The following is a 14,080-nucleotide window of genomic DNA, read 5'->3' as shown; positions in this document are numbered from 1 at the left end:
AGTCAAGAAAGTAGCACATTGTGTGAATTGCGGACCAGGGACTTTGGTCCACGAACAAGCGGACTTCTTGCTAGGTTCGGACCATGGAAAAGCCATTGGCGGGCAAGATCGCGTTGGTCGCCGGGGCGACTCGCGGGGCCGGTCGGGGAATAGCGGTCCAGCTGGGTGCCGCGGGCGCGACCGTTTACGTGACCGGCCGCAGTACCGGTTCCCGGCGATCGGAAATGAATCGCCCGGAGACGATCGAGGAGACGGCGGCGCTCGTCGACGAGGCGGGCGGGCGCGGGATCGCGATCGGTGTGGACCATTTGGAGGCGGACCAGGTCCGCGAACTGGTGGAACGGATCGACGCCGAACAGGGCGCGTTGCACGTGCTGGTGAACGATATCTACGGCGCGCCCATCGAATGGGACAAGACGGTCTGGGAGTCCACTTTGGACGTCGGGCTGCGGACGCTGCGGCTCGCCGTCGACACGCATGCGATCACCAGTCATTTCGCGCTTCCGCTCATGATCAGGAATCCGGGCGCGCTGGTCGTCGAGGTCAACGACGGCACCACCGAGTACAACTCGGAGAACTACCGCGTTTCGTTCTTCTACGATCTCGCCAAGACCGCGGTGAACCGGATGGCGTTCGCACTCGGGCACGAATTGGCACCGCATGGCGGTACCGCGGTGGCCGTCACGCCGGGCTGGTTGCGTTCCGAAGCGATGCTCGACGCTTATCGGGTGACGGAAGAGAATTGGCGTGACGCGACGAAGGTGCAACCGCACTTCGCCATTTCTGAAAGCCCCGCGTTCGTCGGCAGGGCGGTCGCGGCGCTGGCCGGTGACGCGGAAGTCGCCCGCTGGAACGGGAAATCGATGTCCAGTGGCGAATTGGCGAAGGAATACGGATTCACCGACCTCGACGGCAGCAGGCCCGACTGCTGGCGCTATCTCGTCGAAGTCCAGGACCCCGGTCTGCCCGCGGACGTCACCGGCTATCGCTGAGCATCACGGCGAAGGAAAGGCGTGAGCAGGCCGGGCGCGGCGCGCTCCGCCATCGCCAGCCCGGCCGATTCGCCGACGTCGACCACCTGATAGCCGCCCCTGCCCGCCGCGATCGGGGCCGTCACGGTGATCAATCCGGCGCGGCGCTGGAAGAACGAGCGGCTGACGACGATGCCGGTGACGCCTTCACGCCGGATCGCCACCGTCGCCCGCGCGAGCGAACCGGACCGGCTGACCAGATACCGCCCGACGATCGCGTGGCCGAGGTTGCGGTAGCGGTCCCAGCCCACCAGCGCGGCGAACGGCACCAGGCCGAGCGCGGCCTGCCACATCCACGACGGCAGGAAATCGATCCACGCCAGCCCGAACAACGCCGCCGTGAGCAGCAGCACGCCACCGACCGCGCGGGTGAGCCGCCTCGTCAGCGCCCGTCGCGGATGCCGGTTCAGCGGCACGGTGGCCGGGTCGAAGTTCTCGCGCAGCACCTCGGCGGCGACCTCGTGGACCCGTCCGACGGGCGCGGGCGGGAGCAGGAGGCCACCACCCTTGTCCCCGCCCTTGCCTTCGCGTAGCCCGCCCGCGATCGCGGTGAGCCGCGCGCCGCCCGCGATCCGCAACGGCAGCGGCTCCTTCACCTCGACGCCGCGAAGCCGTTCTTCTTCGATGGACACCGAACGCGTGGTGATCAGCCCGCGCCGGACGTGCAGGGTGCCCTCGGATTCCCTGGTGAGCTTGAAGTTCCAGAACGAGAGCACGTAGCCGCCGACGGACAGCAGCGAGACGACCACGAGCAGGCCGACCGCCGCGACGACCACGATCAGCCACAGCGCCGTGTTCGCCAGATCGTCCAGGAGATCCCGCAGCGGTCCGACGTTCTCCGGGGCGATGTCCAGCTGGTGCGCGAAATGCCAGACCGCGGCGAACACCGCGCCCACCACGGCGAGCCCGGACAGCGTGAACGGCGCGTACCGCACCCACTTCCGGTCGACCTCCGCCACGACCTGCTCCTGGGGTGCCGCCTCGGCTTCCGGAGAGATCTCCTTGCGGTGCAACAGAACCGTGCGCAGCCGGTGCGCCTCGGTCTGGCTGACGGCGTCGAGCACCAGCTGGTCGCCGCCCGAGCCCTGTGCCACGGAATGCCGTCCGGTGCCGATGCGCACGGCGCTGAGGGAGAACAAACGGTGCTTCGGTTCCGACGTGACGTCGACCGTGCGGATCCGGTCCAGCGGGATCGCGCGATGCTTCCGCAGCAACAGCCCCGTGGTCCATTCCACCTGGCCGTCCGCGACGCGGTACCGCGACGTGAGCACGTGCGAGACACCGACGAACACGGTCAGCGCGGTGACGCCCAGCCCGAACCATTCCCAGCCGTTGCCCCGGCCGAGGATCACCGTGCCGATCAGCACCGGCAGCGATTTGACGACGTCGAGGACGGGGCGGATCAGCAGCATCCGCCGGTCGAGCCGATGCCACTGGCCGACGTCGGTGTCCGGTGGTGCCTCCGTGCTCATGTCGCGTCACCCGGCGTGGCCTGCGTGGTCCTGGTGAGCTCCGCGGCCAGCGCGAGTGCCTGGGTGTGGTCGAGACCGGAGATCTTGACCGGGCCCGCGGCCGACGCCGTCGTCACGGTGATCTTCGCCAGCCGGAACAGCTGCTCGACCGGGTCGCGTTCGATGTCGACGGTCTGGATTCGCGAGATCGGCGCGATCCGCCAGTCCTGTTTGAGCCAGCCCTCCTGGGTGTACACGGCCTCGCCGGTGACCTCCCAGCGGTGGATCCGGTACCGCCACTGCGGCATGACCAGCAGATGCAGGGGTGCGAGCACGCACGAGATCGTCAGCGTCACCGTGAGCCACGTCGGCGCGTCGTCGCTCGTGAACACGAACACGGCTTGCGCCGCGACGAGGATCACCCAGCCGACCGCGGCCCACACCGTCCAGTAGCCGATGGCGCGCCTGCTCACCCGATTGGCGGGCGGGCGTAGGCCGAGGATCTCTTCCGTCACCCCTCCACCCTGCACCACCTCGACGCGGACCGCCCACGACACCTGTCACGGACCGATAGGATTTCGGCCACGGCCGGCGGAATGGATACCCCCTATCGGGGCGTTGCCACCCGTAGACGGTTGCACGCACGAAACCTGGAGGATCTGGTGGCGCTGGACCCGGAAGACCTGTACGAGGTGGACTCGGACGTCCCTGACCTCGGCGGGGCCGTGCTCCTGCACTACTTCGACGGCTTCATGGACGCGGGCTCGGCGGGCAAACTCGTCGCCGAGCAGCTCCTGAACTCCTCCGAGCACCGCGTGATCGCGCGGTTCGACGTCGACCGGCTCATCGACTACCGCTCGCGGCGCCCGGCGATGACCTACTCCATCGACCACTGGGAGGACTACGACGCCCCCGAGCTGGTCGTCCACCTGCTGCACGACGCCGACGGCGTGCCGTTCCTGCTGCTCACCGGGCCGGAACCGGACCACGACTGGGAGCGGTTCTGCGCGGCCGTGCGCGGACTGGTCGAGCGCTGGGACGTCCGGCTCACCACCGGTTTCCACGGCATCCCGATGGGCGCGCCGCACACCCGTCCGCTCGGCGTGACCGCGCACGCGACGCGGAACGAGCTGGTCGGCGAACACCGCCCGCTGCCCAACCGGATGCAGGTGCCGGGCAGCATCGCCGGGCTGCTGGAGTTCCGCTTCGGCGAGTGGGGGCACGACGCTTCCGGGTTCGCGGCGCACGTGCCGCACTACCTGGCGGACTCGACGTACCCGAGCGCCGCGCTGAACCTGCTCGGCGCCGTCGCCGCGGCGACCGGGCTGAACCTGCCGGACGGGGAGCTGCGGGAGGCCTCGCACGAGGCGGAGGCCGAGATCGCCCGCCAGGTCGCCGGCTCGGAGAAGGTCGCCGACGTCGTGCGGGCGCTGGAGCAGCAGTACGACACGTTCATGGAGGCGTCGGGCAAGGAAAGCCTGCTCGCGGAGTCGGTTGAGCACATGCCGACCGCCGAGGAGCTGGGCAACCAGTTCGAGCGGTTCCTGGCCGAGCAGAACGGCGGGGACTCGCCGGAGCGCTGAGTCACGCTCGTGAAGTACATGAAGGCCCCCTTCCTTGCGCTAGACGCAAGGAAGGGGGCCTTCATGTACTTCCGGCCGACGAGCGAGGCCGGAGCCGGGTCAGTAGTCGACGGCCACCATCGCCCTCGAATGCGCCGGCCGTTCGACCTCGTCGACCAGCGCCACCGCGAGATCCGCGTACGAGAACGGCTTCGCGTCCTCCGCGCGCGGCAGTACCCGGTGGTCTCCGCTGCGGTACACGCCTGTGCGCTCGGCGTGTTCGTCGAGGAACACCGGCGGCGGCGCGACGATCACCCAGTCGAGCCCGCCGCCGGACGTACGGAAGACCTCCAGTCCCGCCGTGTGCCCGAGCGAGAACTCGCGGTGCTCGGGCGGCACACCCGGCTGATCGTGCAGGGCGACGCCCGGTTCGATCTCCAGCGCCGTTCCGATACCGACGACGACCAGTCTCGCGACCCCGGCGCGCCCGAGGCCGTCTATCAGCGCGTGCGCGGCGGCCGGGTAGTACTCGCGTGACGGGAGATCCGCGCGGTAGACGGAACTGATCGCGGCGTCGTGTCCGGCGGCGGCCTTCGCGACGTCGTCCGCGACGGTGACGTCGGCGGCGATCAGGGTGACGTTGTCCCCGGCGAGATCCGCGTGGCGGCGGGGATCCCGGACGGCGGCGGTGACCAGGTGCCCGCGGCTCACGGCTTCGGCGACGGCACGGCGCCCTCCGCGTCCGCCCGCTCCGAAGATGACGATGCTGCTCATCGCGCTCCTTTTCTCGTGCCGGTACCCGAGTACCGGCGGCGAACGCGATGCTAGGAGCGGACCCCTCGGTTACCGCAACGAAACCGGGCCCGGGATGTTCTGGTCCCGTTCACTCGAACGGTCCTGGTGTATCGTCCCGGAATGCGTCACCTGGTACCCCATTCAGCACTGAAGACCTTGGGCCGCTCGGCCCGCGGAACGTTCGGCCGGGGCCTGCACCGGCTCGCCCGGCGATTCCATGATCCTTATACGGCGGAACTGGAACGGGTCGCCGCGGAATTGCGGGCGGAGATCGTCCGGCAGGGGGACCGCTGTTTCGACCGGATCGTCGAGTTCGAAATCCGGAGCCGTCGCGACATCATCTACGCGGGCGATCAGGACGCGGCCCGCGACAGCAACCGGTTCGCCCGCGAGCATTTGACCGGGACCAAACACTTCGCACGTCCACAGGAGACTCTCGCGTACGCGCTTTCCCTTGCCCCGTCAGGGGGAATGGCCCTCGAATTCGGCGTCGCGAGCGGGAACACGCTGCGCGTGATCGCCAAGGCGCGTGGCGGTGTCGAGACCTACGGGTTCGACTGGTTCCAGGGCCTGCCCGAGAACTGGCTCAATGGCATGCCCGCCGGTTCGTTCGCGCGCGACGATCTGCCGGACGTCCCCGGCGCCGAACTCGTCGTCGGCCTTTTCGCCGACACGCTTCCAGGCTTTCTCGAGCGGCATGAAGGCGTCGTCGATTTCCTGCATGTGGACGGTGATCTGTACAGCTCGGCGAAAACCGTGCTCGACCTGGCGGGACCGCGTCTGCGCTCCGGCAGCATCGTGCACTTCGACGAGTTCTTCAATTACCCCGGCTGGCAGCGGCACGAGCACCAGGCGTGGCTGGAATACGTCGAGCGCACCGGTGTCGAATTCGAATACGTGGCCTACACTTATGCCGACAATCAGGTCACCGTGCGGATCACCTAAAGCAGCTCGCGCACTTCGATCGTCCCGATCGCGGCCCACGGGTGGGTCTTCGCCGCCTCGACGGCTTGTTCACGGCTCTCGCATTCGAGGATGGCGATGCCGCCGATCTGCTCCTTCGTCTCGGCGAAGGGGCCGTCGGTGAGCAGTGCCTCGCCGCCTCGGACGCGGACGGTCGTCGCTGACTCGGGCGGGTGCAGGCCCATCCCTTCGACGCGCAGACCGCGCCGCGTCAGCTCCCCGGACCAGGCGCGGCAGGGTTCGGTGATGTCCGTGTCGAGCCCCTCGTCGCCGGCGGTTCCGCCGAGCATGAGCAGGTAGCGCACTGGACCTCCTAGTCCGTGAGTCCGTCTTCGTACGCGCGCAGGGTGTCGATGAACGTCCGGCGCTCGGCCGGGCTCAGCGGTGCGAGCGCCTTCTGCCAGGCGCGGGCACCCTGCGCGAGCCAGCCGTCGATCGCCGGCCGCATCCGTTCGGTGATGGCGACGATCCGGCGACGCCGGTCCGCCTCGTCCTCGCGCCGGTCGAGCACGTCCTTCTTGCTCAGTTCGCCGACCATCAGGCTCACCGTGGTCGGGGCGACCTCGAGCCGTTCGGCCAGCTCGTTCACCGTCATCGGCCCGTCGAAGAGCAGGTACGACAAGAGCGACAGGTGCCGCGGAGCCAGCGACAGAGACTGGAGTTCTTCGGGGATCTTGATCCGCTTCGCCCGCCCGACCATCCGGGGCATGAGCAGCAGCAAGGCCCGCACGGCGTCGTCGACTTCCATGTCCTCGGTTGACACCGGCCACCCTCCTGGATACCTTTGCAAACAAAGAGGCTTTGCTTGCAAAGCAAAATAGCTTTCACGCTGATGCTACCTGGGGAGTTCCGTTGCTGATGACCACCGCGGACGCCGAATCGGGGCGTCCCCGCACCACTCGTGTCGCTTGCCGCCCTTCCGGAAGCCGGTATCTGGTTTACGCGCCCGACGACGCTTCGCCTTGGTATCGCGACCTCCTCGTCAGTCCACAAGCGACACTCGAAATCGACGGGGTGCCGCAGGCCGCTCGTGCCGTGCCGCTCGACGGCGGGGAACGCGGGTTCGCGTTGCACCTGCTGGAAGTCGATGCCGCCCGTGGCCGCGCGATCGCGGATCAGCTGCTCGTCCATCACGGCGAACTCAGGAAGACCTTGGCGGCCGCGCGAGCCGAACTCGACGGCGGACCGGTCGTGGACCGGTCGGGCCTGCGGCGCGAGCTGTTCGGCCATTGCGTGACCTTCTGCAACGACCTGCGCATGCACCACCTTCGCGAGGACGGCGCTTTCACCGCGATCGAGAAGGCCCATCCCGGGCTCGCGCCGGCGCTGAAACGGCTGCGCCAGGAGCACGAAACGGTGTCCCGCGCGCTGCTCGATCTCGACGCGTTGCTTCAGGGTGGGGGAGACCGTGGCGCCGTGCGCGAGAAGTTCGACCGGGTCGCCGCCGGGCTGGAGGAACATTTCGCCTACGAGGAAGCGAATCTGCTTCCGGCGCTTCGCGGGAAGGACCCGGTTACTCCGATAGGGTGAGGCGGGCGAGCCACTTGGCGGGGGACAGCGGTAACGAATGTCCGTTCCTGGGCGACTGATCGTTGTCCGCACCGATCGGCGCGACGCCCCCGACCGGAATAGTGAGAACCGAATGAAGCTTCGAAGAGCCTCACTTCTGTCTCTCGTGGCCGCAGTGGCCACGATCATGCTCGTGGCGCCCACCTCCGCTTTCGCCGCCCCGCCGACCAGCGCGGTGGAGGTCTCGCCGACAACCGTCCAACGTGGACAGACGTTCACCGTGACGCAGACCGTCTACAACGCCGACGCGACGTCGACGATCGAGGGCGGCAAGGCGACGCTCTACGGCAAGGAATCCTCGCTGCCGGGGATCGTCGACCTGGTGTCCTGCCCCGGCGCGTTCGCCTGCGACATGCTCGGCGGCAGCATCCGCGGCGGCGTCGGCACCGTGACCCCCGGGCAGAGCAAGACCGTGGTGTTCACCTTCCGGGTCAAGGACGACGCCCCGCTGGGCCCTGTCACGCTGCAGCACCAGTTCGTCGGCGACAACTACAGCTTCGAGATCCTCGACGGCCCCGTGCTGACCATCACCGACACGCCGAGCGCGGCCGACCTCGGGGTCACGCTGACCGCGTCTCCGCGCGGGATCCTGACCTCGTCGATCGACTACACGGTCAAGGTCACGAACGCGGGCCCGGCCGCGGCGTCCGGGATCCGGGTGGTGTCGCCCCTCGGCAACGGGCTGCGCTTCACCGGCTCGTCCGTCTGCTCGAACCCGAGCGGTACGAAGGTCGTCAATTGCGACTTCTCGTCACTCGCGTCCGGAGCCAGTGCGACGGCGAAGTTCTCGGTGGCCGCGGGTCTGTTGAGCATCGGGCCGGTCAAGACGACCGCGAAGATCACGCAGAGTTCCGTCGCCGACCCGAACGCGGCCAACGACACCGCCTCGGCGACCTGCACGGCGATCACCGGGCTTCTGCTCACCTGCTGAGTCACGCCGTTCGGCACCCGCTCGCGAGCGGGTGCCGAACGGTGGTCAGCGCAGGCGTTCGGCGCGAGCGTGGAGATAACGCCGGTGCGGCAGGCCGGTCGCCAGTCGCGCCGCGTCCACATAGGACTCGATGGCTTCGGCGATGTCCCCGGCCATCTCGAGCAGATGCGCGCGGGCGGCGTGGAACCGATGGTCACCGGAGAGCCGGTCACCGAGTCCTTCCAACGCCGCCAACCCTTCTCGCGGCCCACGGGCCATCCCGACGGCCACGGCGTGATTCAGCGCCACCACGGGATTGTCGGAGAGCCGCAGCAGAACTTCGTACAGTGCCTCGATCTGCGGCCAGTCGGTCTCCTCGGCGCTCGGCGCCTCGTCGTGCAGCGCGGCGATCGCCGCCTGGATCTGGAACTGCCCGGTCGGCCCGTTCGGCAGCGCTTCGGACAGCAGCGCGATGCCCTCGGCGACGTACCCGGCGTTCCACCGGCCCCGGTCCTGTTCGGACATCGGGATCGGCGCGCCGTCCGGCCCCGTCCTCGCCGGACGGCGCGCGTCGGTGAGCAGCATCAGCGCGAGCAGGCCGGTGGCCTCGCCGTCGTCCGGCACCAGCCGGTGGACGATCCTGGCCAGCCGGATGGCTTCGGCGGAAAGGTCACTCCGCACCAGATCGGGGCCGGACGTGCTGGCGTAGCCCTCGTTGAAGATCAGGTACAGCACGTGGAGCACCGCGTCGAGCCGTCCCGGTTCCGCCGGCAGGGCGAACGGGACGCCGCTCGCCTTGATACCCGCCTTCGCGCGGCTGATCCGCCGGGTCATCGTCGCCTCGGGGACCAGGAACGCGCGCGCGATCTCCGCCGTCGTGAGACCGCCGACCGCCCGGAGGGTCAGCGCGATCTGCGACGCGGGCGAAAGAGACGGGTGACAGCACAGGAAGAGCAGGACGAGCGTGTCGTCCGCGGACGTGACGTGCTCCTCCGGCAGTCTCCACTGGAAGACGGTGTCCTCGCGACGGCGCCGCGCCTGCTCGGCGCGGAGCAGATCGGTCAATCGCCGTGAGGCGACCGTGACGAGCCACGCGCGTGGATTCTCGGGCCGCCCTTCGGCAGGCCATTGCGTCGCGGCCGCGAGAAGCGCCTCCTGCGTCGCGTCCTCCGCCAGGTCGAAGTGACCGTAGCGACGGACGACGGCGCCGAGGACCTGCGGCGACAGTGTGCGCAGCAGGTCCTCGATGCCGTTTTCCGGCATCTAGAGCTCCAGGTCTTCGAAGCCGTCGGCGCACGGCCGGATGTCGACGTACCACTCGCGGCCGAGGTCGCTGTCCTCCGGATGCGGGGTGTCGGCCAGCCGGGCCGCGATCTCGGTCGCGCGGTCGTAGCTCACGCAGTCGACGGTCGTGTACCCGACCAGGACCTCCTGCGTCTCGGCATACGGCCCGTCCGTCACCACAGGGGCCCCGTCGCGCAGGGAGACCCGGCGGGCGTGCGCCGGCTGGGAGAGGCCCTGCGCGTCGACGAACTCGCCGGACTCGACCAGGTCGTTGTTCCACTCGGTCATGAACTCGTGCAGGGCCTTGACGTCGTCGGCGTTCCAGGCGCCGATGCCGTCGAGGTCCTTCTGCGAACCGAACATCATGATCATGTACTTCACGGTTGTCTCCTCTCGGCGGGCACCGTCGCGGTGCCTTCTGCCGGAGACGTCGAAGCCGCCGGAGGAGGACCGGACATCGTTCGCCGGGAATTCTCCCTCAACCGCGGTCGGCCGCCGTGTTCATCGCGTCGGCCGGTGCCAGGGTTCGCCCGCCGGTGATCTTGGCGTAGAGGTGCGCGCCGCCGAGGACCGGCGGATATTTCGGCGGGTTCCCGGCGGACTGGCAGGTCGGGAGGCATTCGAACCGGGCGTCGTGGTCGCCGTCGAAGAAGAACGCCACGCTGCGCCGCCGCGACGGTCCCGGCCCGGACGGCGGCACGACCCGGTGCAGGGTCGAGCGCCAGCGGTCGTTGGTCCACTGCGCGGTGAGGTCCCCGAGGTTCACGACGAGCGCGTCTTCGGCGGGGATCACGTCGTGCCAGGCGCCGTCGGGGCCGTGGATCTGCAGGCCGGGGACGGGATCGGCGTAGAGCACGGTGACGATGCCGTAGTCGGTGTGCGCGCCGAGCCGCATCTGTCCGGGCAGGGGTTCGGGCGCTCCGGCGCGGCGCTCGAAATGATTCACCCGCAAGGTGCGCGTCGGGTGCCGGGTGTACGCGCCGAGGTAACCGTCGGGGAGGCCGAGCGCAGTCTCGAAGATCTCCAGCAGCATCCGCGCGACGCGGTGTGCTTCGTCGGCGTACTCGGTGAGCGCGGGACGCAGGTTCTCGGGCAGCTCAGGCCAGATGTTGGGGACGAAGAAGCCGTACGGGTCTTCGCCGTCGATGTGCTCCGCGCCGATGACGAACGATTCCGACAGGTCGGGCGGCGTCGTCTCACCAAGGCTGTACGCCAGCCCTTCGGTGCCTTCGGCGGCGTACCCGCGATCCGAGGCGCGGTCGGCGGGCGCGGAACGGAGCTTCTCCTCGACGGGGAGTGCGAAGAAGGCCGCGGTGGCTTCGCACATGGCGTCGATCGTCGCTCGCGGGATGCCGTGCCCGACGACCTGCAGGAACCCCACCCGCGTCAACGCCTCGTCGACGGTGTGCGCGAGCTTCGCGCGGTCGCCGTCGTCCCAGATGCTCAGATCGACCGTCGGTACGAGTGTCATGACGTGACGGTAACCAGGGTGGTGCCGGTGATCACCGGGTCACGGTCATCCGATCGGGCGATCTGTCCTGCCCGATCGGCCCGCGCAGGCTCGCCGCGCACACCACGCCGACGAGCAGCGCGCCTACAGGAAGCAGGAAAGCGGCCTTGACGGCGTCCGTGAGCGCGGCGCCGGTGACCTGGGCGAGGAGTTCCCGTGCCTGGACGGGCAGATCCGCGGCGACCTCGGGGACGCCGCCGAACTCGCCCGCCGCGACCGCCGAACCGGCCTCTCCGGCGAATCCGTCCACGAAACGCTGCCGGATCCCGGCGGGCAGCATGGCCGCGGCCTCGTTCGCCCGGACCGCCATCGAGGCCCTGGTCTGCGCCTCCAGCAGGACTCCGACGGCCGCGCTGCCGAGGACCCCGCCCACCTGGCGCGCGGTGTTGAAGATGCCCGACGCGCTGCCGACCAGCGACCGCTCGACGGAGTTGATGGTCACGTTGTTCATCGGGGAGAAGGTGAACCCGACGCCGAGACCGCAGAGCAGCAGCCCGGGCAGCAGGGCCAACGGCTCACTCACCGGGATGAGCACGAGCGAGACGACGCAGAGGCCGCCGCTCAGGGCGAGCATCCCCGACATCAGCAGGTACTTGGGGTTCACCCGGTCCGACAGCCTGCCCGCGAACGGCGCGACACCGCCGGACACCACGGCGAGCGGCGCGATGAGCAGACCGGCGTCGGCCGAGGACAGGCCGAGCACGGACTGGAGGTAGATGACGAACACCAGGAGCAGGCTGGTCATCGCGAAGCCGACCATCACCGCGGACGCGGTACCGAGGGAGAAGTCGCGATGGCGGAAGATCCGCAACGGCAGCAGCGGTTCGCGACGGTTGGCCCGCTGCCACAGCACAAAACCGCTCAGCAGCAGCACACCGGCCCCGATGATGTCGAAGGCCGTGCCCCAGCCGTACGTCTGTCCATTTTGGATACCGAAGACGACGCAGACGAGACCGGTGCCGAAGAGCAGGATCCCGGGAACGTCGAAGCGGTGCGAGTTCCCCGGCCGCCAGTCGGGGACGAGGACGACGGTGAGCGCCAGCGCGATCAGCCCGACCGGGACGTTCGCGAAGAAGATCCACTCCCAGCCGAGGTGATCGACGAGCACGCCGCCCAGCACCGGACCGGCGATCATGGCGAGACCCGCGACACCGCCCCACGCGCCCATCGCCGGGCCACGTTCGTCCGGCGGGAACAGATGCGTGATGAAGGCCGTGGTCTGCGGGGTCATCAACGCGGCGCCGAAACCCTGCACTGCCCTGGCGACGATCAGCGTTTCCACGTCACCGGAAAGCCCGCACCACAGCGACGCCCCGGTGAACACCAGCAGCCCGGCGACGAAGACGCGCTTCGGTCCGAACCGGTCGCCGAGTCTGCCGGCCGGCAGGATCGGGACGGCGTAGGCGAGCAGGTACACACTGGTCACCCAGATCACCGCGGTCAGCTCGGTGCCGAGTTCGCGCACCATCGACGGCACCGCGATGTTCACGATGCTGATGTCCAGCATGACCATGAAGAAACCCAGGCACAGCGCGAAAAGCGCGGACCAGGGCCGGGTTCGCTTCGGCATCCGTCCTCCTGTTCCCGGCGCCGGAAGGGTGGGACGACGAGCGCGACCACTCGCCGTCCACCCCGGGGGTCATCCTGCTCGCGCGGCCATGGCGACGGCGGGCACGCGGGGTCCGCCCGGACGGCCGATGCCCTGATAGGAGAGTCCCGTCCTGGCCACGGTGAGCGGGTCGAGCAGGTTCCGGGTGTCGATGACGGACCGGCCGTGGAGCCGGTCGGCGATCCGCCCCCAGTCGAGGTCGCGGAACTCCGGCCATTCGGTCAGCAGCACGATCGCCGCCGCGCCCTTCGCCGCGTGGTAGGCGGTCCCGGCGATCCGCACGTCGTCGGTCACGCCCGGCACCGGCGCGTGGACGCTGGGGTCGTAGCCGGACAGCTCCGCGCCTTCGGCGGCCAGCCGGGCCGCGATCGCCAGCGAGGGGGAATCCCGCAGGTCGTCCGTCCCGGCCTTGAACGTCAGACCGAGCAGGCCGATCCGGACTCCGGCGAGGTCGCCGCCGACGGCCTTGCGCACCTTGCCGACCACCAGTTCCTGCTGTTTGACGTTGGTGTCGATCGCCGCGCGCAGCAGGGCGAAATCGCTGCCTGCCGATTCCGCGGTGCGCAGCAGCGCGAAAGTGTCCTTCGGCAGGCAGGAGCCGCCCCAGCCCGGCCCGGGCCGCAGGAACGCCTTGCCGATGCGGTCGTCGTAACCCATCCCGGCCGTCACGTCGTCGATACTCGCGTCGAGGTATTCGCACAGTTCGGCGACCGTGTTCACAAAGGACAGACGCGTCGCGAGATAGCAGTTGGACGCGTACTTGATCAGCTCCGCGCTCGAGGAATCGGTCACCAGTACCGCGGTGTCGAGGTGCTCGTACAGCGCCGCGACCCGCCTGGCGGGGACCGGGTCGCGGTCCGCCGAGCCGACCACGATCCGGTCGGGATTCAGGAAGTCGTGGACGGCGAACCCTTCGCGCAGGAATTCGGGATTGGACACGACCGCGACGTCGGCCCGGTCGATCAGGTGCGCGACGTGCGCCGCCGTGCCGACGGGGACCGTCGACTTGTTCACCACGACGCAGCCGTGCGGCAGCAGATCCCGCACCTCGGTCACGACGGATTCCAGCGCGGTCAGATCCGCCGCGCCGGTCGCGCCCATCGGCGTCGGCACGCAGAGGATCACGATGTCCGCGCCCGCCACCGCCGCGCTCGCGCCGAGCACGAAGTCCAGCCGCCCGGACGCCAGCCCGTCCACCACGAGTTCGCAGATCCCGGGTTCCCTGATGGTCGCTTCACCGCGCCGCAACGCGTCGAGCTTTTCCTGGTCCACGTCCGCGCAGACGACGCGGTGTCCCAAGGACGAAAGGCACGCGGCCGTGGTCAGCCCCACGTAGCCCGCGCCGATCACGGCGACCTTGACCCCCGATGTTGCACCCATTCTCTTACCCTCCAGT

General features: G+C 69.2%; 15 protein-coding genes. 5 read left to right on the top strand and 10 right to left on the bottom strand.

Annotated elements, in window-relative coordinates:
* The first annotated feature begins 83 nt into the window (after positions 1 to 83).
* Positions 84 to 992, top strand: coding sequence for an SDR family oxidoreductase (locus AMK34_RS35985; RefSeq protein WP_073848317.1), 909 nt, complete (start codon positions 84 to 86; stop codon positions 990 to 992).
* On the opposite strand, the gene AMK34_RS35980 is transcribed toward AMK34_RS35985, so the two are convergent.
* A complete protein-coding gene (locus tag AMK34_RS35980) occupies positions 983 to 2,503 on the bottom strand; it encodes a PH domain-containing protein (RefSeq protein WP_073848316.1) in 1,521 nt (506 codons plus the stop codon). The two genes, AMK34_RS35985 and AMK34_RS35980, sit on opposite strands and share 10 nt — an antisense overlap.
* The gene (locus AMK34_RS35975; RefSeq protein WP_073848315.1) at positions 2,500 to 3,039 is read right to left on the bottom strand and encodes a PH domain-containing protein; all 540 of its coding nucleotides are present in this window, start codon (positions 3,037 to 3,039) and stop codon (positions 2,500 to 2,502) included. Before AMK34_RS35975 ends, AMK34_RS35980 begins: the two co-directional genes overlap by 4 nt.
* 105 nt (positions 3,040 to 3,144) lie before the next feature.
* Here AMK34_RS35975 and AMK34_RS35970 point away from each other — a divergent pair, with 105 nt between their 5' ends.
* The gene (locus tag AMK34_RS35970) at positions 3,145 to 4,065 is read left to right on the top strand and encodes a proteasome assembly chaperone family protein (RefSeq protein ID WP_038508819.1); all 921 of its coding nucleotides are present in this window, start codon (positions 3,145 to 3,147) and stop codon (positions 4,063 to 4,065) included.
* A gap of 99 nt (positions 4,066 to 4,164) precedes the next feature.
* On the opposite strand, the gene AMK34_RS35965 is transcribed toward AMK34_RS35970, so the two are convergent.
* Positions 4,165 to 4,818: an NAD(P)-dependent oxidoreductase gene (locus AMK34_RS35965; RefSeq protein WP_083650097.1), complete on the bottom strand. Its 654-nt coding sequence runs from the start codon at positions 4,816 to 4,818 to the stop codon at positions 4,165 to 4,167.
* A 141-nt stretch (positions 4,819 to 4,959) separates the two neighbouring features.
* Between AMK34_RS35965 and AMK34_RS35960 the strand changes: the two genes are divergently transcribed.
* On the top strand, positions 4,960 to 5,784 hold the full coding sequence (locus AMK34_RS35960; protein ID WP_228694865.1) for a class I SAM-dependent methyltransferase: 825 nt from the start codon (positions 4,960 to 4,962) through the stop codon (positions 5,782 to 5,784).
* Here the strand turns inward: AMK34_RS35960 and AMK34_RS35955 are convergent.
* Positions 5,781 to 6,107 (bottom strand): YciI family protein, encoded by a 327-nt coding sequence (locus AMK34_RS35955; protein ID WP_038508823.1) that lies wholly within the window; start codon positions 6,105 to 6,107, stop codon positions 5,781 to 5,783. The two genes, AMK34_RS35960 and AMK34_RS35955, sit on opposite strands and share 4 nt — an antisense overlap.
* Positions 6,108 to 6,115: 8 nt before the next feature.
* The gene (locus AMK34_RS35950) at positions 6,116 to 6,550 is read right to left on the bottom strand and encodes a MarR family winged helix-turn-helix transcriptional regulator (protein WP_038508825.1); all 435 of its coding nucleotides are present in this window, start codon (positions 6,548 to 6,550) and stop codon (positions 6,116 to 6,118) included.
* Positions 6,551 to 6,660: 110 nt separating this feature from the next.
* Here AMK34_RS35950 and AMK34_RS35945 point away from each other — a divergent pair, with 110 nt between their 5' ends.
* Together AMK34_RS35945 and AMK34_RS35940 are read left to right on the top strand one after the other, a co-directional pair.
* Complete coding sequence (locus AMK34_RS35945; RefSeq protein WP_038508827.1) at positions 6,661 to 7,332, top strand: nitroreductase/quinone reductase family protein; 672 nt, start codon at positions 6,661 to 6,663, stop codon at positions 7,330 to 7,332.
* Positions 7,333 to 7,498: 166 nt separating this feature from the next.
* Positions 7,499 to 8,302 (top strand): hypothetical protein, encoded by an 804-nt coding sequence (locus AMK34_RS35940; protein ID WP_241832946.1) that lies wholly within the window; start codon positions 7,499 to 7,501, stop codon positions 8,300 to 8,302.
* A 45-nt stretch (positions 8,303 to 8,347) separates the two neighbouring features.
* On the opposite strand, the gene AMK34_RS35935 is transcribed toward AMK34_RS35940, so the two are convergent.
* The 5 genes from AMK34_RS35935 to AMK34_RS35915 form a co-directional block, all read right to left on the bottom strand.
* A complete protein-coding gene (locus tag AMK34_RS35935; protein ID WP_073848313.1) occupies positions 8,348 to 9,544 on the bottom strand; it encodes an RNA polymerase sigma factor in 1,197 nt (398 codons plus the stop codon).
* Complete coding sequence (locus tag AMK34_RS35930; RefSeq protein WP_241832945.1) at positions 9,545 to 9,937, bottom strand: YciI family protein; 393 nt, start codon at positions 9,935 to 9,937, stop codon at positions 9,545 to 9,547.
* 106 nt (positions 9,938 to 10,043) lie between these two features.
* Entirely contained in the window at positions 10,044 to 11,036 is a 993-nt protein-coding gene (locus tag AMK34_RS35925) for an isopenicillin N synthase family dioxygenase (RefSeq protein WP_073848311.1), read from the bottom strand.
* 31 nt (positions 11,037 to 11,067) lie between these two features.
* Positions 11,068 to 12,645, bottom strand: a complete 1,578-nt coding sequence (locus tag AMK34_RS35920) for an MDR family MFS transporter (RefSeq protein WP_073848310.1) — start codon at positions 12,643 to 12,645, stop codon at positions 11,068 to 11,070.
* Between the two features lie 69 nt (positions 12,646 to 12,714).
* A complete protein-coding gene (locus AMK34_RS35915; RefSeq protein WP_038508836.1) occupies positions 12,715 to 14,064 on the bottom strand; it encodes a UDP-glucose dehydrogenase family protein in 1,350 nt (449 codons plus the stop codon).
* Positions 14,065 to 14,080 lie beyond the last annotated feature (16 nt).

Source organism: Amycolatopsis sp. CB00013 (assembly GCF_001905755.1).
Lineage (GTDB): Bacteria > Actinomycetota > Actinomycetes > Mycobacteriales > Pseudonocardiaceae > Amycolatopsis > Amycolatopsis japonica.
The sequence above is the reverse complement of the archived record's forward strand: the minus strand, read 5'-3'. Positions and strand labels throughout refer to the sequence as shown.